Origin of the sequence: Actinotalea sp. Marseille-Q4924 (genome assembly GCF_916618755.1) — a bacterium.
Taxonomy (GTDB): Bacteria; Actinomycetota; Actinomycetes; order Actinomycetales; family Cellulomonadaceae; genus Actinotalea.
Map to the genome: position 1 here is coordinate 409,624 of NZ_CAKAKB010000003.1, position 19,047 is coordinate 428,670.

Annotated in this window: 17 protein-coding genes; all 17 read left to right on the forward strand. The window is 75.2% G+C overall.

Annotated elements, in window-relative coordinates; translation table 11 throughout:
* Nucleotides 1-170 precede the first annotated feature (170 nt).
* The 17 genes from LG379_RS08595 (at nucleotide 171) to LG379_RS08675 (ending at nucleotide 18,961) form a co-directional block, all read left to right on the forward strand.
* A complete protein-coding gene (locus tag LG379_RS08595; protein WP_225754156.1) occupies nucleotides 171-2,015 on the forward strand; it encodes a penicillin-binding protein 2 in 1,845 nt (614 codons plus the stop codon).
* Nucleotides 2,016-2,056: 41 nt separating this feature from the next.
* Nucleotides 2,057-3,634, forward strand: a complete 1,578-nt coding sequence (locus LG379_RS08600; protein ID WP_225754157.1) for a UDP-N-acetylmuramoyl-L-alanyl-D-glutamate--2,6-diaminopimelate ligase — start codon at nucleotides 2,057-2,059, stop codon at nucleotides 3,632-3,634.
* Nucleotides 3,631-5,163: a UDP-N-acetylmuramoyl-tripeptide--D-alanyl-D-alanine ligase gene (gene murF, locus LG379_RS08605; protein WP_225754158.1), complete on the forward strand. Its 1,533-nt coding sequence runs from the start codon at nucleotides 3,631-3,633 to the stop codon at nucleotides 5,161-5,163. The genes LG379_RS08600 and murF overlap by 4 nt, the downstream gene beginning before the upstream one ends.
* Nucleotides 5,160-6,242 carry a phospho-N-acetylmuramoyl-pentapeptide-transferase gene (gene mraY, locus LG379_RS08610; RefSeq protein WP_225754159.1) on the forward strand — a complete coding sequence of 361 codons (1,083 nt, stop codon included), beginning with the start codon at nucleotides 5,160-5,162 and terminating at the stop codon, nucleotides 6,240-6,242. The genes murF and mraY overlap by 4 nt, the downstream gene beginning before the upstream one ends.
* Nucleotides 6,242-7,684: a UDP-N-acetylmuramoyl-L-alanine--D-glutamate ligase gene (gene murD, locus LG379_RS08615; RefSeq protein ID WP_225754160.1), complete on the forward strand. Its 1,443-nt coding sequence runs from the start codon at nucleotides 6,242-6,244 to the stop codon at nucleotides 7,682-7,684. The genes mraY and murD overlap by 1 nt, the downstream gene beginning before the upstream one ends.
* 8 nt (nucleotides 7,685-7,692) lie before the next feature.
* Nucleotides 7,693-8,934, forward strand: a complete 1,242-nt coding sequence (gene ftsW / locus LG379_RS08620) for a putative lipid II flippase FtsW (RefSeq protein ID WP_225754161.1) — start codon at nucleotides 7,693-7,695, stop codon at nucleotides 8,932-8,934.
* Complete coding sequence (murG, locus tag LG379_RS08625; RefSeq protein ID WP_225754162.1) at nucleotides 8,927-10,057, forward strand: undecaprenyldiphospho-muramoylpentapeptide beta-N-acetylglucosaminyltransferase; 1,131 nt, start codon at nucleotides 8,927-8,929, stop codon at nucleotides 10,055-10,057. Before ftsW ends, murG begins: the two co-directional genes overlap by 8 nt.
* Before the next feature lie 77 nt (nucleotides 10,058-10,134).
* Nucleotides 10,135-11,592 carry a Mur ligase family protein gene (gene murC / locus LG379_RS08630; RefSeq protein ID WP_255632911.1) on the forward strand — a complete coding sequence of 486 codons (1,458 nt, stop codon included), beginning with the start codon at nucleotides 10,135-10,137 and terminating at the stop codon, nucleotides 11,590-11,592.
* Entirely contained in the window at nucleotides 11,589-12,689 is a 1,101-nt protein-coding gene (locus tag LG379_RS16980; protein ID WP_304522428.1) for a cell division protein FtsQ/DivIB, read from the forward strand. Before murC ends, LG379_RS16980 begins: the two co-directional genes overlap by 4 nt.
* A gap of 162 nt (nucleotides 12,690-12,851) precedes the next feature.
* Nucleotides 12,852-14,168 (forward strand): cell division protein FtsZ, encoded by a 1,317-nt coding sequence (ftsZ, locus tag LG379_RS08640; RefSeq protein ID WP_225754164.1) that lies wholly within the window; start codon nucleotides 12,852-12,854, stop codon nucleotides 14,166-14,168.
* Nucleotides 14,165-14,959 carry a peptidoglycan editing factor PgeF gene (pgeF, locus tag LG379_RS08645; protein WP_225754165.1) on the forward strand — a complete coding sequence of 265 codons (795 nt, stop codon included), beginning with the start codon at nucleotides 14,165-14,167 and terminating at the stop codon, nucleotides 14,957-14,959. The genes ftsZ and pgeF overlap by 4 nt, the downstream gene beginning before the upstream one ends.
* A 140-nt stretch (nucleotides 14,960-15,099) precedes the next feature.
* Entirely contained in the window at nucleotides 15,100-15,597 is a 498-nt protein-coding gene (locus tag LG379_RS08650) for a cell division protein SepF (protein WP_225754166.1), read from the forward strand.
* Nucleotides 15,598-15,599: 2 nt separating this feature from the next.
* The gene (locus LG379_RS08655; protein ID WP_225754167.1) at nucleotides 15,600-15,896 is read left to right on the forward strand and encodes a YggT family protein; all 297 of its coding nucleotides are present in this window, start codon (nucleotides 15,600-15,602) and stop codon (nucleotides 15,894-15,896) included.
* Between the two features lie 188 nt (nucleotides 15,897-16,084).
* Entirely contained in the window at nucleotides 16,085-16,780 is a 696-nt protein-coding gene (locus LG379_RS08660; RefSeq protein ID WP_225754168.1) for a DivIVA domain-containing protein, read from the forward strand.
* Between the two features lie 146 nt (nucleotides 16,781-16,926).
* Nucleotides 16,927-17,394: a TraR/DksA family transcriptional regulator gene (locus LG379_RS08665; RefSeq protein WP_225754169.1), complete on the forward strand. Its 468-nt coding sequence runs from the start codon at nucleotides 16,927-16,929 to the stop codon at nucleotides 17,392-17,394.
* Between the two features lie 2 nt (nucleotides 17,395-17,396).
* Complete coding sequence (lspA, locus tag LG379_RS08670) at nucleotides 17,397-18,029, forward strand: signal peptidase II (RefSeq protein ID WP_225754170.1); 633 nt, start codon at nucleotides 17,397-17,399, stop codon at nucleotides 18,027-18,029.
* Nucleotides 18,026-18,961, forward strand: a complete 936-nt coding sequence (locus tag LG379_RS08675) for an RluA family pseudouridine synthase (protein ID WP_225754171.1) — start codon at nucleotides 18,026-18,028, stop codon at nucleotides 18,959-18,961. The genes lspA and LG379_RS08675 overlap by 4 nt, the downstream gene beginning before the upstream one ends.
* The last annotated feature ends 86 nt before the right edge of the window (nucleotides 18,962-19,047 follow it).

The following is a 19,047-nucleotide window of genomic DNA, read 5'->3' on the forward strand; positions in this document are numbered from 1 at the left end:
CCCGCGGGACGACCGAGCGGTCCGGGGCCTCCCGGCCCGGCACGGCCGGTCCCCGACGCGCTCCCGGGGCGCCCGACGTCACGCCCGGACGCCCGGCGCGTCAGGCGGGGCACGCGGGGCACGCGGGCCGGCGGGCCCCGTCCGCCGCAGGGGCCGGCGGGGAGGGCGCGGTGCCCGACCACCGCACCACGGTCGGGGCACGGGCCTCGTCGCCGCCGCGCGCGGTCGGCGCCACGGCCGGGACGCCGTCGGGCACGGGCACGGTCCTGCCGCCCGCCCGCACCGGCACCCCGCGCGAACGGCAGCGGATCGCGCTCGTGGTCGTCCTGGTCCTGCTCGCGGTGCTGGCGGGTCGGCTCGTGCACATGCAGGTCGTCGCCGGACCGGCACTGGCCGCCGAGCACACCGCGAAGCGGCTCCACACCCAGGAGATCCCCGGCCCGCGCGGGGAGATCCTCGACCGGAACGGGGTGGCGCTCGCCACGTCCGTCGAGCGGTGGAACATCGTGGTGAACCAGCAGCAGCTCGTCGAGGCGCTCGGCACGCCCGAGAAGGTGGCGCAGGAGGCGGAGCGGCTCGCGCCCGTCCTCGGCGTGCCGGCCGCCGAGCTGGGCGCCGAGCTGTGGGGAGGCGCGGAGAAGCGGGGGTTCGTCTACCTCGCCAAGGGCGTCGTCCCGGAGGTGTACGACCAGGTCCGCGACCTGCGCATCCCCGGGATCTCCGGCGAGCACGCCACCGACCGCGCGTACCCCGCGGGGAACACGGCCGGCAACATCCTCGGCTTCGTCGGTGCGGAGGGCTTCGGCCAGGCCGGCATCGAGATGATCTACGAGGAGGTCCTCGAGGGCACACCGGGCCAGCTGACCTACGAGCGCGGTGCGCGCGGACAGCGCATCCCGGGTCGCGAGCAGGAGAGCGTCCCGGCCGTCCCCGGTCGCGACGTGCAGCTGACCATCGACCGGGACGTGCAGTACATGGCGCAGCGCGCGCTGGACCAGAAGGTCGCCGAGAGCGGCGCCCAGTGGGGGGCGGTGCAGGTCGTCGACGTCCGCACGGGGGAGATCCTCGCCCTGGTGGACTCCGGAGCCGTCGACCCCAACGAGCCCGGCGCCACGCCGGCCAGGGACCGCGGCAGCCGGGCGATCGAGGCGGTCTACGAGCCCGGGTCCACCGCGAAGGTCATCTCGATGGCGGCCGCCCTGGAGACGGGGACGGCGACCCCCGAGTCGCGCTTCACCGTCCCGTACCTGTACACGACGCCGAACGGTCAGACGTTCAAGGACGCCCACGAGCACCCGACCCTGCAGCTCACGCTCGCCGGGGTGTTCGCCGAGTCGTCCAACACCGGGACGATCATGGCCGGGGAGGCCATCCCGGAGCAGGTCCGGCACGACTACCTGCGCAAGTTCGGCTTCGGCGAGCCGACCGGCGTCGGGCTCCCGGGGGAGTCCGGCGGGATCCTGTGGCCGGCGGACACCTGGGACGGACGCTCCGGGTACGCGGTCCTGTTCGGTCAGGCGGTCAGCTCGACGGTCATGCAGAACACCCAGGTCTTCTCGACCGTCGCCAACGGCGGCGTCCGGGTGCAGCCGCACCTCGTCAAGGGCACGACCGGCCCGGACGGCCGGCTCGTCCCCACCGAGCTCGAGGAGCCGGAGCGGGTCATCGCCGAGGAGACGGCGCAGACCCTCATGCGCATGCTCGAGACGACCGTCGTCGAGGGCACCGGCTCCAACGGCGCCATCCCCGGCTACCGCGTCGGCGGCAAGACCGGCACGGCGCAGGCGTTCGAGGGCGCGGGCGTCATCAAGCACGTCGCCTCGTTCATCGGGGTGGCCCCCGTGGACGACCCGCGGATCGCCGTCAACGTCGTCCTGTACGACCCCAAGACCTCGATCTACGGCGGCGCCGTGGCCGCCCCGGTGTTCCGCGACGTGACGTCGTTCACCCTCCAGCACCTGGGCATCCCGCCCACCGGCACACCGCCGGAGCTGTACCCGACCACCTGGGAGTGACCGGCGTGGCGGCCCCCGCCCCGGACGGTACATTCGAGCGCGTGACGTCCCCCCACGGTCGGATGCGACCGCAGCAGCGCGCCGCACGTCACCTCGGCGACCTCGCGGCGGAGCTCGGCGCCACGCTTCCCGCGAGCGCCGCCTCCGTCGTCCTCACGGGCATCGCCGTCGGCTCGGCGGACGTCGAGCCGGGCGACGTGTTCGCCGCCCTCCCGGGCGCCCACGCCCACGGCGCGGACTTCGTGGAGCAGGCCGCTGCCGCCGGGGCGGTCGCCGTCCTCACCGACGACGACGGCGCGGCCCGTGTCCGCGCGGTCGACGGCGTCGCGGCGGACCTCCCGGTCCTCGTGGTGGACGACCCGCGAGCCCGCCTGGGGGAGGCGTCCGCCTGGGTGTACGGCCGACCGGCGCGCGACGTGACCACGGTGGGGGTCACCGGCACGAACGGCAAGACGACCACGAGCTACTTCGTCGACGCCGCGCTGCGGGCCGTGCACGAGCGCACCGCCGTCGTCGGCACGGTCGAGCTGCGCGTCGCCGACGAGGCGATCGAGAGCCCGCGGACCACCGTCGAGGCGCCCGTGCTGCACGGGCTCTTCGCCCTCATGCGTGAGCGCGGCGTCACTGCCTGCTCGATGGAGGTGTCCTCCCACGCCCTGGCCCTCGGACGCGTCGGCGGGCTCGAGCTGGACGTGGCGGGCTTCACGAACCTGCAGTGGGACCACCTCGACTTCCACGGCGACATGGAGGGCTACTTCGCCGCCAAGGCGAGCCTCTTCGCGCCCGGACGCACCCGGCACGCCGTCGTCTGCGTGGACGACGCGTGGGGCACGCGGCTCGCCGCGCAGCTGCGGGCCGACGGCGCCGTCCCCGTCGACGCGGTGGCGACGCGTGCCGACGCGGCGGGCGCGTCCGAGGCGGACTGGCTGGTCACGGACGCGAGCATCGGGCTGGACGGCGTCGGCTCGTCGTTCACCCTCACCGGACCGGACGGCTCGGCGACCCCCGCCGCCAGCCCCCTGCCCGGACTGGTCAACGTCTCCAACGCGGCGCTCGCCGTCGTCATGGCGCACCGCGCGGGCGTGCCGCTCGACGTCGCCGCCACGGCGGTCGCCGGCGCCTCCGCGATCCCCGGCCGCATGGAGCGGGTGGTGGAGCGCGACGGGTCGCGTCCGCTGTGCCTCGTGGACTACGCGCACACCCCGGACGCCCTGACGCTCGCGCTCGAGGCGGTCCGTCCGATCACTCCGGGCCGGCTCCTCCTCGTCCTCGGCTCCGACGGCGACCGGGACCGCGGCAAGCGCCCGGTCATGGGGCAGATCGCCGCCCGCCTGGCCGACGTCGTCGTGGTCACGGACGAGAACCCGCGGTCCGAGCCGCCGGAGGAGATCCGCGCCGCCATCCTGGCCGGGGTCCGTCAGGAGCGGCCGGACGGGCGCGACGTGCACGAGTCCGACTCCCGGGCGGCCGCCATCCGGCTCGCCCTCGACCTCGCCCGACCGGAGGACACGATCATCGTCACCGGCAAGGGCCACGAACCGACGCAGGAGATCGCCGGGGTGTTCCACCGCTACAACGACAGGGACGTCTTCCTCGCCGCCACGGGCACCCACGCATGATCCGGCTCACGGCCGCCGAGGTGGCGGCGCTCGTCGGCGGCGACGTCGTCGGCGACGGTGAGGCGGCGGTGACCGGTGACGTCGTCGTCGACTCGCGTCTCGCCGCGCCGGGCGCCCTGTTCGTGGCGCTGCCGGGGGAGAACGTCGACGGGCACGACTTCGCCGCCCGCGCGGTCGCGTCCGGTGCCTCTGTCGTGCTGGCGTCCCGCCGCGTCACCGCCGACGATGGCGCCACGCTGCCGTCGGTGGTGGTCGTGCCCGACGTCGTCGAGGCCCTGGGTGCACTGGCGCGCGCCGTGCTCGGCCGCCTGCGCCGCACCGGCGAGCTCAAGGTCGTCGCGGTCACGGGCTCGGTCGGCAAGACGACGACGAAGGACCTCCTCGCGCAGGTGCTGGCGGCCTCCGGGCCGACGGTGTGGCCGGAGAAGTCCTTCAACAACGAGATCGGCCTGCCGCTGACCGTCCTGCGCACCGACGCGCGGACCCGGTTCCTCGTCCTGGAGATGGGCGCGAGCGGCCTCGGCCACATCAGCTACCTTACGGACATCGCCGCGCCCGACGTCGCCGCCGTGCTCGTGGTGGGTTCGGCGCACCTCGGCGAGTTCGGCGGCGTGGAGGCGATCCAGCGCGCGAAGAGCGAGATCGTCACCGGGCTCGTCCCGGGCGGCACCGCCGTCCTCAACGCCGACGACCCGCGCGTGCGCGCGATGGCGCCGCTGTCACCCGGCTCGGTGGTGCTGTTCGGTGAGGGCGACCGCGCCGACGTCCGCGCCACCGACGTCCGGGTGGACGGGGAGGGGCGCGCGAGCTTCCGGCTCGTCGTCGGGTCGCTGCCGGAGGGCGCTGCGGACGTGGCTCCCGGCGCCGCCGGCCCGGCCGAGGCGGACGTGCACCTGCGGCTCGTCGGGGAGCACCACGTCAGCAACGCGCTCGCCGCGGCGGCCTGCTGCCTGTCCCTCGGCCTGACCGTCGGGGAGGTGGCCGAGCGCCTCGGCGAGGCCGAGGCGCTGAGCCCGCACCGCATGCAGGTCGTCGAGCGCCCCGACGGCGTGACGGTCATCGACGACTCGTACAACGCCAACCCCGACTCGGTCCGGGCCGCGCTCAAGGCGCTCGCCGTGCGTGCGCGGGCCGGTCGTCGCAGCATCGCCGTCCTGGGCGAGATGCTCGAGCTCGGCGACGAGCACGTCGAGGCGCACGACGCCGTCGGCCGGCTCGCCGTGCGGCTGGACATCCACCGCCTGGTCGTCGTCGGCGACGGGGCGCGCGCGATGCACACCGGCGCGCTCCAGGAGGGCTCCTGGGGCGAGGAGTCCCGCCTGCTGCCCGACGTCGACGCGGCGTACGCCTGGCTCGAGGAGGAGATGCGTCCGGGCGACGTCGTCCTCGTGAAGTCCTCGCACGGCTCGGGCCTGTGGCGCCTCGGTGACCTCCTCACCGGTGCCGACGTCGCGGCCGACGCCGGTCCCCACGGCATGACGGAGCTCGACGCCGACGACGACGGTCGGCCCGCGGGGGCGCCTCGATGATCGCCGTCCTCCTGTCGGGCGGGCTGTCGCTGGTCATCGCGCTGCTCGGCACCCCGTTGTTCATCCGCTTCCTCGTGCGACGGCAGTACGGCCAGTTCATCCGGCAGGACGGACCGACCGCGCACTTCACCAAGCGCGGCACGCCGACGATGGGCGGCGTCGTCATCATCGCGGCCACCCTGCTCGGGTTCGCCGGGTCGAGCATCATCACCGGGAACCTGCCGAGCGCCTCGGCGCTCCTGCTGCTCTTCCTCATGACCGGGCTCGGCTTCGTCGGCTTCCTCGACGACTACATCAAGATCTCCCGCCAGCGCAGCCTCGGGCTGCGGGCCCGGTGGAAGATCGTGGGCCAGGGCCTCGTGGGCGTGACCTTCGCGGTGGCGGCGCTGCAGTTCCCCAACGCGAACTTCCGGACGCCGGCCTCGACGAAGGTCTCCTTCATCCGGGACACGAACATCGACCTGGCGTTCGCCGGCGCGACGCTCGGCCTCGTCCTCTTCGTGCTCTGGGCGAACTTCCTCATCACCGCCTGGTCGAACGCGGTCAACCTCACCGACGGCCTCGACGGGCTCGCGACGGGCACCTCGCTCATCGTCTTCGGGGCCTACGTCATCGTCGGCGTGTGGCAGTTCAACCAGCGCTGCTCCTCGCTCGCGTCGGCGGGGCCCCGCTGCTACGAGGTCCGCGACCCGCTCGAGCTCGCCGTGGTGGCGGCCGCCATCACGGGCGCGTGCTTCGGGTTCCTGTGGTGGAACGCCTCGCCCGCCAAGATCTTCATGGGCGACACCGGCTCCCTCGCGCTCGGTGGCGCCCTGGCGGGGCTCTCCATCCTGTCCCGGACCGAGATCCTGGCCGCGATCATCGGCGGCCTGTTCGTCCTCGTCGTGCTCTCCGACGTCATCCAGATCGGCTTCTTCAAGATGACCGGTCGACGGGTGTTCAAGATGGCGCCGCTGCACCACCACTTCGAGCTGTCCGGCTGGGGCGAGGTCACGATCGTCATCCGGTTCTGGATCATCGCCGGCCTGTTCGTCGCGGCCGGCATCGGCGTGTTCTACGCCGAGTGGGTGGCCGGCTGATGGTCGCGGCCACCGACCCCGTCGACCTCGACGGGGCGCGCGTCCTCGTGGCCGGGCTCGGCGTGTCCGGTCGCGCCGCCGCACGCGTGCTGCGCGAGCGAGGCGCCGTCGTCACGACGCTCGACGCCTCGGCCGAGGACGCGGACCTGCGCGACGCGGCGGACGTCGACCTGACGCTCGTGGACCTCGTCGTCGCCTCCCCCGGGTGGGCACCGGACCACCCGGTCCTCGCTGCCGCGGTGCAGCGGGGCGTACCGGTGTGGAGCGAGGTCGAGCTCGCGTGGCGCGTCCGCGTGGACCGCGCGGCGGGCGGCGGTCCCGCGCCCTGGCTCGTCGTCACCGGGACGAACGGCAAGACGACGACGGTGAGCATGCTCGCCGCCGTCCTGGCGGCCGCCGGCCTGGACGCCCCCGCTGTCGGCAACGTCGGCACGCCCGTGGTCGAGGCCGCCACGGACCCGGTCCACGACGTCCTGGCGGTCGAGCTGTCCAGCTTCCAGCTGCACTTCACGCACACCATGGCCGCGCGGGCGGCGGCCGTGCTCAACGTCGCCGAGGACCACCTGGACTGGCACGGCTCGTTCGAGCAGTACGCCGCGGCCAAGGCCCGCATCTACGAGCGGGTCGAGGTCGCCTGCGTGTACGGCACCGCGGACCCGCTGCTGGAGCGCATGGTCGAGCAGGCCGACGTCGCCGACGGCGCCCGGGCGGTGGGAGTCACCCTCGGTGCGCCCGGCCCGGGACAGCTCGGCGTGGTCGACGGGATCCTCGTGGACCGCTCGTTCCACCTGCCCCTCGCCGACCCCGCGCGGCAGCGCTCGGCGGCCGAGCTCGGCACCCTCGAGGACCTGCGCCACCTCGCCGGGCCCGACGGCGAGCTCGCGCCGCACGTCGTCGGCAACGCGCTCGCCGCCGCCGCGCTCGCGCGGGCTCAGGGCGTGCCCGCGTCCGCCGTCCGGGACGGCCTGCGGGCGTACCGGCCGGGCGCGCACCGGCGCGAGGTGGTCGCCGTCGTCGACGGCGTCGCCTTCGTGGACGACTCCAAGGCGACCAACGCGCACGCCGCGGCCGCGTCGCTCGGTCCCGCGGCGCCCGGCACGGTCGTGTGGATCGCGGGCGGCCTCGCGAAGGGCGCCCGGTTCGACGACCTCGTGGCGCAGCGCGCCGACCGCCTGCGGGCAGTCGTGCTCATCGGGACGGACCAGGAGCCGTGGACGGACGCACTGGCCCGACACGCGCCCGGAATCCCCGTGTCGATCGTGGACCCGGCACACACTGGCACCGTGATGACCCGCGCCGTGAGGCAGGCCCGCCGGCTCGCCCGGCCGGGCGACACGGTGCTGCTCGCCCCGGCGTGCGCGTCCATGGACCAGTTCGACTCCTACGCGCACCGCGGCGAGGCCTTCGCCACCGCGGTCCGCGCGTCGGCCGCGACCGGCTGAGGCGAGCGATGCCAGCCGGGGTCCGGACCCACGACGTCGAGGCCGCCCCACGGCGCCGCAGCATGGGCGGCGTCTGGGACAGCGCGGTGACGAGCTACTACCTCATCGCCGGAGCCACCGCGCTCCTGCTCACCATCGGCCTGGTCATGGTGCTGTCGAGCTCGAGCGTCGACTCCCTCAGCGCCACGGACGGCCGGTCGCCCTACGCGATCTTCGTCAACCACGCGCGGTTCGCGCTGGTGGGCGTCCCGGTCGCCGTCGTCGCGAGCCTGCTGCCGGTGCGGTTCTACCGGCGGCTCGCCTGGCCCGCGCTGGGGGTGGCCGTCGCCCTCCAGCTCCTCGTCATCCCGCTCGGCTACGAGGTCGGCGGGAACAGGGCCTGGATCCGGGTGGGCGGCATCACGGCGCAGCCGTCCGAGGCCGCGAAGCTCGCCCTGGCCGTCTGGCTCGGGGCGGTGCTCGCCACCAAGCGCCACCTCCTGCACCAGTGGCAGCACGTCGTCGTGCCCGCCGTCCTCGGCGCGGGCGCCGTCCTGGGCCTCGTGCTCTACGGCCGGGACCTCGGGACGGCCATCGTCGTCATGGTGCTCGTCGCGGGGGCGCTGTTCGTGGCGGGCGTGCCGCTGCGGATGCTCGTCGGGGCGGGCCTCGTCGCAGCGGGAGGGGTCGCCGCGCTCGCGATCACGAACGCGAACCGCGTCGCGCGCATCACGGCGTTCTTCTCCGGTGACTGCGACACCCAGGGTGCCTGCTACCAGCCCTACCGGGGAGCCATCGCGCTCGGGTCCGGGGGATGGACCGGCGTCGGGCTGGGGGAGAGCACGGAGAAGTGGTCCTACCTGCCCGAGGCCCACAACGACTTCATCTTCGCGATCATCGGCGAGGAGCTCGGGCTGCCCGGCACGCTCCTCGTCGTGGCGCTCTTCGGCGTGCTGGCGGTGGCGGTGACGCGGGTGGTCCGCCGGCACACCGACCCGTTCGTCCAGATCGCCGCCGCCGGGATCGGCACCTGGGTGCTGGGTCAGGCGGTCATCAACATGGGCGTCGTCGTCGGCCTCCTCCCGGTCGTCGGCGTGCCGCTCCCGCTCGTCTCGGCCGGTGGATCGGCGCTCGTCACCACCCTGCTCGCCCTGGGCGTGCTCCTGGCGTTCGCCCGCAACGAGCCGGGCGCCGCCGAGGCGCTGTCCGCGCGCGCCGTCACCGTCCGCCGGTCCCTGGCGGTCCTGTCCCGCAGAGGTTCCCGTGGTTGAGTCCGTCCTCCTCGCCGGTGGGGGCACCGCCGGCCACGTCAACCCGCTGCTCGCGGTCGCCGACGAGCTGCGGCTCCGGGACCCCGGCACGGCCATCACCGTGCTCGGCACGGCCGAGGGCCTCGAGGCGGAGCTGGTGCCGGCCCACGGCTACGAGCTCGTGCCCGTGCCGCGCGTGCCGCTGCCGCGGCGTCCCACGCCCGACTGGTTCCGGCTCCCGGGGCGGCTGCGCGACGCCGTCGACGCGGCCGACGCGGCGATCGAGGCGAGCGAGGCGCAGGTCGTCGTCGGCTTCGGCGGCTACGTCGCGACGCCCGCGTACCTCGCCGCCCGACGGCGCCGCGTCCCGGTCGTCGTCCACGAGCAGAACGCCCGACCGGGGCTGGCCAACCGCCTGGGCGCCCGGTGGGCGGCCGCGGTCGCCGTCACGTTCCCCGGCACCCCGCTGCGCGGCGCCCAGGTGACGGGCCTGCCGCTGCGGCCGGACATCCTGGCGCTCGCCGTGGCCCGTGCGGAGGACGCCGCCGGGGAGCGGCGCCGTGCGGCCGCGGAGCTGGGACTCGACGCCGACCTGCCCACGCTGCTCGTCACCGGGGGGTCCCTCGGGGCGCAGAGCCTCAACGCCGCCGTCGCCGGCGCCGCTACGGACCTCCTGCGCGCCGGCGTGCAGGTCCTGCACCTGACGGGCAAGGGCAAGGCCGAGCCCGTGCGCGCGGCCGTGGCGCAGGCCGCGCGCGGAGGTTTGATCGCCCAGGCCGGGCGGTACCAGGCGCGCGAGTACCTCACCCGGATGCAGCTCGCCCTGGCGGTCGCCGACCTGGTCGTCGCGCGTGCCGGCGCCGGCACGGTCTCGGAGCTCGCCGCACTGGGCATCCCGGCCGTCTACGTCCCGCTGCCGATCGGCAACGGCGAGCAGCGGCTCAACGCCCGTCCGGTGGTCGACGCCGGGGGCGGCCTGCTCGTGGCCGACGCCGACATGACGCCCGAGCGTGTCCGCGACGAGGTGCTCCCGCTCCTGACGGACCCCGACCGGCTCGACGCCATGGCCGACGCCGCGGCGTCCGTCGGGGTGGTCGACGCCGCCGCGCGGGTCGCCGACCTCGTCGAGGAGGCTGCCCGGTGACCGAGGCCGGGCCGGGTGGGGAGCCGACGCCGGAGGCGCTGGGTCGCGTGCACCTCGTCGGCATCGGCGGCGCCGGGATGTCGGCGGTGGCGGCCCTGCTCCGCGCCCGGGGGCTGACGGTCTCCGGCTCGGACGCCAAGGAGGGTCCCGCCCTGGCGGCGCTGCGCGCGGTCGGCGTGACCGTCCACGTCGGCCACGACGCCGCGCACGTCGCGGACGCCGACACGCTCGTGGTCTCCACGGCGATCCGCCCGACCAACCCCGAGCTCGTCCGCGCGCGGGAGCGGGGCATCCGGGTCCTCCACCGGTCGGAGGCACTGGCCGCACTCATGGCGGACCGCCGCGCCGTCGCGGTCGCCGGTGCGCACGGCAAGACGACCACCTCGGCGATGGTCGCGGTGACGCTGCTGCACGCCGGCCTGGACCCGTCGTGGGCCATCGGCGGCACCGTGAGGTCCGCGGAGCCCGCCGGCGAGAGCGGCCCGGGCGCGTCCGGGGACGAGACCGACGTCCGCGCCTCGGCCGCCCCCGCCGCTCCCGGGGACGCGCTCCGCGGGGCCCTGGCCGGTGCCCGCCACGGCACCGGCGACGTCCTGGTCGCGGAGGCGGACGAGTCGGACGGCTCCTTCCTCGCGTACCGGCCGAGCGTCGCGGTCGTGACGAACATCGAGCCCGACCACCTCGACCACTACGGCACCCGTGAGGCCTTCGAGGAGGCCTTCGTGCGGTTCGCGGACCGGGTCGAGGCGGGTGGCTGGCTCGTCGCGTGCGCGGACGACGCCGGCTCCCGACGCCTCGCGGAGACCGCCCGCGCCGCCGGTGTGCAGGTGCGCACCTACGGGACGGCGGCGGACGCCGACGTCCGCGTCGGCCCGTGGACCGCGACGGCCGACGGCGGCTCGACCACGGTCACCGGACCGGACGACGACCACGCGGACCTGCGGCTCGCCGTGCCCGGCGCCCACAACGGTCTCAACGCCGCCGGCGCCTGGACGGCGGCGCGGCTGCTGGGCGTCCCCGCGGACGTCGCGGCGGAGGGACTGGCCCGCTTCCGCGGGACGGGTCGCCGGTTCGAGGACCGCGGGACGGCGCACGGCGTGCGGGTGGTCGACGACTACGCCCACCACCCGACGGAGGTCGCGGCCCTGCTCGCCGCGGCACGCGCGGTCGCGGGCGACGGTCGCGTCCTCGTGCTGTTCCAGCCGCACCTGTACTCCCGCACGCGCACGTTCGCGGCGGCGTTCGCGACCGCCCTGGCCGCGGCGGACGTCGTCGTCGTCACGGACGTGTACGCCGCCCGGGAGGATCCCGACCCGGCCGTCACCGGCGCCCTCCTCACCGACGGCCTCGACGCCGCCGGTCACCCCGCGGCGTCCTTCGTCGCCGACCGGGAGGAGGCCGCGCGCATCCTCGGGGCGCTCGCGCGCCCCGGTGACCTCGTCCTGACGGTCGGCGCCGGTGACGTCACCGAGCTGGCGCCCGTGGTGCTCGCCGCCGTCGGTGCCGCCGGGCCTGCGGGAGGCGAGCAGCGATGAGGCCCCCGGCCCGGCCCCGGCGGGTGGCGCCGGTCCGGCCCGGTCCGGGGGAGCCCCGCCCCGCGGCCCCCGGCGCCGGACCCGGGCCCACCGGCACGCGCCCGACGCGCCCGGCGCCCGGCGGGACGCCCGCGCCGGCACGGCCCGGAGCAGGGAGCCACGACGACGGCACGGCGGCTCAGGCGGACCCACGCGAGGGCGTCGAGGGGGCGCTGCGTGCGGCGGTGCGCGCCACGGCCGGCCTGCCGACGCCGGACGCCCGTGGTGCGGCGGACCTGCCCGCCCAGGTACCCGGCCCCCGGTCCGCCGGTGCCTCGCTGCGCGCGGGCTGGCAGCCCGTCCGCCCCGCCGTGGTCTCCAGCAGGTCCGCGGAGCGCTTCGCCGAGCGCGTGCGCATGCGCCGCCGGCTCACGCGGCGACGCCTCCTCCTCGCGGGCTCGGCGCTCGTGGTGGTCGGCACGCTGGCGTGGGTGCTGCTCGGCTCGTCCCTGCTGGCCCTGGACCTGACCCAGCTGCGTGTCGAGGGCCAGGGGACCGTCGTCGAGCCCGCGGCTGTCGAGGCCGTGGTCGAGCCGTACGGCGGGGTGCCCCTGCCGCGGCTGGACACGGTCGGCCTGCGCCGGCAGATCCTCGAGGTCCCCGGGGTGCGGGCCGCGGAGGTGACGCGGGAGTGGCCGCACGGTCTCCGGGTCGCGCTCGTGTCCCGCGAGCCCGTCGTGGCGGTGCCCGACCCCGACAGCGGCTTCGCCCTGCTCGACACGGAGGGCGTCCGGGTCGGCAGTGCGCCGGCGCCGCCCGCCGGCCTGCCGGTGGTGCAGGTGCCGCTGGACGACCCGCAGGCGCGGGCCCTCACCGCGGTGCTCACGGTGCTGGAGCAGCTGCCGGACGACCTCGCGGCGCAGGTGACCGCGGTCGCCGCGGAGACGAGGGACGCCGTGGAGCTCGAGCTCGTCGACGGGGTGCTGGTCGAGTGGGGGAGCGCGGACCGCACGGCACTCAAGGCGCGCGTGCTGCAGACCCTGCGGACCGCCGAGACCAGCCGCGGTGCCCGCGTGTTCGACGTCTCGGCGCCCGAGCTGCCGATCACGAGCTCCTGACGCCACGACGCAGGCACCGGCACGACGAGTCCGCCGACACGCCCGCCAGATGTTTGCCGGGGCACGGACCGGCACCTAGCGTCATGCCTCGACAGCACATCTGACATAACTCTAACCCTCTACCTGAACTTGAGGGTTGCGGGTCCGACGGAAGGCACCGACGTGGCAGCACCCCAGAACTACCTGGCGGTCATCAAGGTGGTCGGCATCGGCGGCGGCGGCGTCAACGCCGTCAACCGCATGATCGAGGTCGGCCTCAAGGGCGTCGAGTTCATCGCGATCAACACCGACGCGCAGGCCCTGCTCATGTCCGACGCCGACGTGAAGCTGGACGTGGGTCGTGAGCTCACCCGTGGTCTCGGCGCCGGGGCGGACCCCGAGGTGGGCCGGAGCGCGGCGGAGGACCACTCGGAGGAGATCGAGGACGTCCTGCGCGGCGCCGACATGGTGTTCGTCACCGCGGGCGAGGGCGGTGGCACCGGCACCGGCGGCGCTCCGGTCGTGGCGCGGATCGCGCGCTCGCTGGGCGCACTGACGATCGGTGTCGTCACGCGCCCCTTCACGTTCGAGGGTCGCCGGCGCTCCCTGCAGGCAGAGACCGGCATCGAGGCGCTGCGCGCCGAGGTCGACACCCTCATCGTCATCCCCAACGACCGCCTGCTGTCGATCTCCGACCGCTCGGTCTCGGTGCTGGACGCGTTCCACTCCGCGGACCAGGTGCTGCTCTCCGGCGTCCAGGGGATCACCGACCTCATCACGACGCCGGGTCTCATCAACCTCGACTTCGCCGACGTCAAGAGCGTCATGCAGGGGGCCGGCTCCGCGCTCATGGGCATCGGCTCGGCGCGCGGCGACGACCGGGCGGTCCAGGCAGCCGAGCTCGCGATCTCCTCGCCCCTGCTCGAGGCGAGCATCGACGGCGCCCACGGCGTGCTGCTCTCCATCCAGGGCGGCTCGGACCTCGGCCTCTTCGAGATCAACGAGGCCGCGCGACTCGTCCAGGAGGCGGCGCACCCGGAGGCCAACATCATCTTCGGCGCGGTCATCGACGACGCCCTCGGCGACGAGGTGCGGGTGACCGTCATCGCCGCCGGCTTCGACAGCGGCTCGCCGACCCAGCGGGTCGACGCCCGCGCGCTCGGCCAGGTGAGCGCCGGGCGCTCGCCCTCGCCGGAGCCGCACCCCGCCCGTCCGGCCGCGGCCGACCTCCCGCCGTCGGTGCCGAGCCCGTCCGTCGGGCAGGAGCCGTGGCGGACGGCCGACGCGCCCGGGCACGCGCCGGAGCGGCGCCCCACGCCCGTCACGGAGGAGCCGCAGCCGCGCGAGGCCGTCCCGTCCTTCCTCGCGGAGGAGCGCGAACCGGGGCCGGCCCACGCGTCCGACACCGGGCGCGTCGAGGTCCCGCGCGTCTTCGAGGACCGTCCCTCCCGCCGCACGGACGACCTGGACCTGCCGGACTTCCTCAAGAACACGCCGTGAGCGCCGCGGACGCCCCGCCCGTCGTCCCCGTGGACCTCGGGCGGGGCGTCCGCGCGGTGCTCACCACGACCGCCACGGGGAACCTGGGCAGCGCGGTCGGGGACGACCCGGCAGAGGTGGCGCGCGTGCGCGCCCGCGTCGTCGGCGTCATGGGCGTGCCCGTGGTCTACGCGCGCCAGGTGCACGGTGCCGACGTCCACGTCGTCGAGCCGTCGACGCCGGGAGCGCGCCCCACGCGGCACGCCGTCCCGGGCGACGACGCGTCCGACCCCGACGTCGTCGCGGTCGCCGACGCGCTGGTCACCCGCCGGACGGACGTGGCCCTCGGCGTGGTCGTGGCCGACTGCGTCCCGGTCCTGCTCGCGGACGCGGTCGGTGGCGTCGTCGGCGTCGCGCACGCCGGACGCCGCGGTCTCGTCGACGGCGTGGTCGCCGCGACCGTGGCCACCATGGTGGGACAGGGTGCACGGCCCGAGCGGCTGCGCGCGTTCGTGGGTCCCGCCGCCTGCGGCCGCTGCTACGAGGTGCCGGTCGAGCTGCGGGACGAGGTGGCTGCCGCCGTGCCCGCCGCCTCCTCCACGACCTCCTGGGGGACACCGGCCGTGGACCTCCCTGCCGGTGTGGCGGAGGTGCTGCTCGCCTCGGGCGTGCAGGACGTCGTGCACCACGGCGGGTGCACCATCGAGGACGGCACGTGGTTCTCCCACCGCGCCGCGACGGGCGGCCGACGCCCGCCCCATGCCCCCGACCGGCGGGTCGGCAGGATGGCCGGAGTCGTCCACCTCCTGTGACGTGCGGCGTGTCGTCGCGGGGCCCCTCGGGCGGCTGGGTTAGCGTGACGATCGACCGGATCACGGTCCGCGGGACGCCTCGGCGAGGCCGGCCGCGGGGGGTGGTCCACCGGAGCGGTAGTCGGTGGGATGGAGGCCTCATGGCCGGAGCGCTGCGCAAGACGATGCTGTACCTCGGCCTGGCCGAGGAGGACCGCCATGCGGGTCATGAGCGTGCTGGTCACCAGGGTCACGGTGACGAGTACGACGACCACTTCGACGCCGAGGAGTACGACGTGGTGCACGAGTACCAGGCCGAGGTCACCCCGTTGCGCCGTGCCCCCCTGCCGGCGCCGGTCGCGCCCGCACCGGAGCTGCGTCGGATCACGACGATCCACCCCCGGTCCTACAACGACGCGCGTGTGATCGGCGAGGCCTTCCGCTCCGGCACCCCGGTCATCATGAACCTCTCCGAGATGACCGACGCCGACGCCAAGCGTCTGGTCGACTTCTCCGCCGGTCTCATCTTCGGGCTGCACGGTGCCATCGAGCGGGTGACCTCCAAGGTCTTCCTGCTCTCGCCCGAGCACGTCGAGGTCGCCGGTGAGGAGCAGGTCGCCGCACCCGAGGACCGCTCGGGCTTCTACAACCAGAGCTGACGGTGGGCCTCGTCTTCGGCGTCCTCGCGTTCGTCGTCTTCCTCTTCCTCATCCTGCTCTTCGTGCGGCTCGCCCTGGACTGGGTCCAGGTCTTCGCCCGGGAGTGGCGTCCGCGCGGGGTGGTCCTCGTCGTCGCCGAGGTCACGTACACGATCACGGACCCGCCCCTGCGCGCGGTGCGGCGCGTGGTGCCGCCGCTGACGCTCGGGAGCATCCGGCTGGACCTCGCGTTCCTCATCGTGTTCTTCGCCACCTCGATCCTCTTCAACGTCCTGCAGAACCTCGCCGCCCAGTTCTGAGGTCCCCCGCGACGGGGGGACGGCCGACGCCGACGGCACCGCCGCGGAGGGCCGGGCACGTCCGGCACTCGACACGCCGGAGGGCCGTGGACCGGGGCGGCGTGCACCGGTCGCGATCTCCGCTACCGTGAGGCGAGGCGGTCGGCGGACTGCCGGGCCCGACCAGCACGAACAACCGAGGTGACAGCATGGCTCTGCTGACGGCAGACGACGTCCTGAACAAGAAGTTCCAGGCGACCAAGTTCCGCGAGGGCTACGACCAGGACGAGGTCGACGACTTCCTCGACGAGGTCGTCAACACGCTGCGCGCGGTGACCGCCGAGAACGAGGACCTCAAGAGCAAGCTGGCCGCCTCCGAGCGCCGCGTCGCCGAGCTCTCGCGGGCAGGCGCCGCTCCGGCGCAGCAGGCCGCACCGGAGCCCGCTCCCGAGCCCGTCCGCCAGCCGGAGCCCACCCCGGCCCCGGCACAGGCACAGGCACCGACCCCCGCGCCCGCCGCCGTCGCCGCAGCAGCGCCCGCGCAGCAGCGCGTCAGCGAGCCCGAGTCCGCCACCGGCATGCTCCAGCTGGCCCAGAAGCTGCACGACGACTACGTGCGCAGCGGCCAGGAGGAGGGCGAGCGGATCATCGGCGAGGCCAAGTCCCAGGCGACGCGCATCGTCCGGGAGGCCGAGGAGACGTCGAACCGCACCCTCACCGCCCTGGAGCAGGAGCGCAGCCTCCTCGAGCGCAAGATCGACGAGCTCCGGGTCTTCGAGCGCGACTACCGCACCCGGCTCAAGAGCTACCTCGAGAACCTCCTCGGTGACATCGACGCCCGCGGTGCGAGCGTCGCCCCGCGGCCGAGCGGTCAGGGCGAGCAGGGCCTGCAGTTCAACGGCTGACCGCAGCGTCGGCCGGCCCGCGCCGGGTCGGTCCGACACGCGGTCCCACCAGCACCACGACGCACCACACCGGGTCCCGGTGTGGTGCGTTGTGCGTGCGGCACGCGGAGGTCTAGTCTCGCGTGACCTTCACACCGAGGAGCACCATGGCGATCGACGACGCGGCCGGCCTGACCAGGGTGACGGCCGTCCCCGACACGCGGCGACTGGCCGACGTCGTGGACTCCTTCCCCGTCCGCGAGGGCGAGGAGCCGTGGACGGTGGACGAGGTGCAGGAGATCGCCGGGGAGATCACCGTCGAGATCGACCGGCTCCGCACGGAGCTGGCGGCGGCCGACGCGGAGCTCTCCTCGCTCCTGCGCAACTCCGGTGAGGGTGCGGGCGACGACCAGGCTGACTCGGGGTCGAGCGCCCTGGAGCGGGAGCAGGAGCTCACGCTCGTCAACAACACCCGCGACCTGCTCGCGCAGAACCTGCACGCCCTCGAGCGGCTCGGCTCCGCGGGCTTCGGCACGTGCGAGTCGTGCGGGCTGGCGATCGGCAAGGCGCGGCTCCAGGCGTTCCCGCGCGCGACGCTGTGCGTCACGTGCAAGGCCCGCCAGGAACGTCGCTGAGCGTGCGTCCAGGACGTCCCCTCGTCGCCCTGCTCGGAGCCGTCGCCCTGGTCGTGCTCGTCGTCGACCAGCTGACCAAGGTCTGGGCCGTCGCCACCTTCACCGAGGGTGAGCGGGTCCCCGTCGTCGGTGACCTCCTCGGGCTGACCCTGCTGTACAACCCCGGCGCCGCCCTCAGCCTCGCCACCGGGATGACGTGGATCTTCACCCTCGCGGCGATCGGCGTCAGCATCGTCGTCGTCCGGATCGCCGCCCGGCTCGGCTCCCGGACGTGGGCGGTGGCGCTCGGGCTCCTCCTCGGTGGTGCCGTGGGCAACCTCGTCGACCGGCTGGTGCGCGAGCCCGGTCTCGCGGTCGGTCACGTCGTCGACTTCATCGCCTACGGCGACCTCTTCGTCGGCAACGTCGCGGACATCGCCATCGTCGCGGCGGCCGGTCTCATCATCCTGCTGTCGGTGCGCGGGGTGGCGGTGGACGGCACCCGGGAGGGCGCCGCGGCCGGCGGCGGTCCGGCCGAGGGCGGTCCTGCCCTCGGCGCTCCGGCCGACGGTGCGGCGGACGGGGGCTCCGCCGACGGCGGCGCGGACCGGTCGGTCACCGACGCCGACCCGGCGGGACGGCGCGAGACGCCGTGAGCACGCGGTCCATGCCCGTCCCCGACGGGCTGGCGGGCGAGCGCGTCGACGCCGCCCTGTCCCGGCTCCTCGGGGTGTCCCGGACGCGCGCCGCCGAGCTCGCGGCCGCGGGTGCCGTCGTCGTCGACGGCCGGGCGGTCGGGAAGTCGGACCGCCTCGCAGCGGGCGGATGGCTCGAGGTGGACCTCACGGCGCTCGACGAGCCCGCCACGCCGGCCGCCCCGCCGGAGCCCGTGCCCGGCATTCGGATCGTCCACGACGACGCGGACGTCGTCGTCGTCGACAAGCCCGTGGGGGTGGCGGCCCACCCGTCCCCGGGCTGGACCGGCCCGACGGTCGTCGGCGCGCTGGCCGCGGCGGGCTTCCGGGTCGCGACGTCCGGTGCGGCCGAGCGCCAGGGCGTCGTGCACCGCCTCGACGTGGGCACGTCGGGCCTCATGGTGGTCGCCAAGAGCGAGCACGCGTACTCGGTGCTGAAGCGCGCCTTCAAGGAGCGAACGGTCGACAAGATCTACCACGCGGTCGTCCAGGGGCACCCCGCACCGACGACGGGCACGGTCGACGCACCGATCGGACGCCACCCGTCCGCCGACTACAAGTTCGCCGTGACGGCCGACGGCAAGCCGTCGGTCACGCACTACGAGGTGCTCGAGATGGTGCCCCAGGCCTCCCTCGTGGAGGTGCACCTGGAGACGGGGCGCACGCACCAGATCCGTGTCCACATGGCCGCGCTGCGACACCCCTGCGTCGGGGACCTCACGTACGGCGCCGACCCGACGCTCGCCGCGCGGCTGGGGCTGACCCGGCAGTGGCTGCACGCGATGCGGCTCGGGTTCGACCACCCCGCGACCGGGGCGCGGCTGGAGCTGTCGAGCACGTACCCGCAGGACCTCGCGCACGCCTGGGAGCTGCTCAGCGCGGGCCACCGCTGACCGACACGCCGGGCGCGCCGGTGCGGCCTGGGCGGACGCCCGACGACGGGCCGTCGTGGCCGGACGTGTCGGTCCGCCGACCTAGA

Excerpts from the sequence above, each read along its gene's own strand:
- murF (WP_225754158.1), top strand. The coding sequence starts at position 3,631 with ATGATCCGGCTCACGGCCGCCGAGGTGGCGGCGCTCGTCGGCGGCGAC.
- mraY (WP_225754159.1), top strand. The coding sequence starts at position 5,160 with ATGATCGCCGTCCTCCTGTCGGGCGGGCTGTCGCTGGTCATCGCGCTG.
- murD (WP_225754160.1), top strand. The coding sequence starts at position 6,242 with ATGGTCGCGGCCACCGACCCCGTCGACCTCGACGGGGCGCGCGTCCTC.
- ftsW (WP_225754161.1), top strand. The coding sequence starts at position 7,693 with ATGCCAGCCGGGGTCCGGACCCACGACGTCGAGGCCGCCCCACGGCGC.
- murC (WP_255632911.1), top strand. The coding sequence starts at position 10,135 with ATGTCGGCGGTGGCGGCCCTGCTCCGCGCCCGGGGGCTGACGGTCTCC.
- LG379_RS16980 (WP_304522428.1), top strand. The coding sequence starts at position 11,589 with ATGAGGCCCCCGGCCCGGCCCCGGCGGGTGGCGCCGGTCCGGCCCGGT.
- LG379_RS08650 (WP_225754166.1), top strand. The coding sequence starts at position 15,100 with ATGGCCGGAGCGCTGCGCAAGACGATGCTGTACCTCGGCCTGGCCGAG.
- LG379_RS08660 (WP_225754168.1), top strand. The coding sequence starts at position 16,085 with ATGGCTCTGCTGACGGCAGACGACGTCCTGAACAAGAAGTTCCAGGCG.
- LG379_RS08665 (WP_225754169.1), top strand. The coding sequence starts at position 16,927 with ATGGCGATCGACGACGCGGCCGGCCTGACCAGGGTGACGGCCGTCCCC.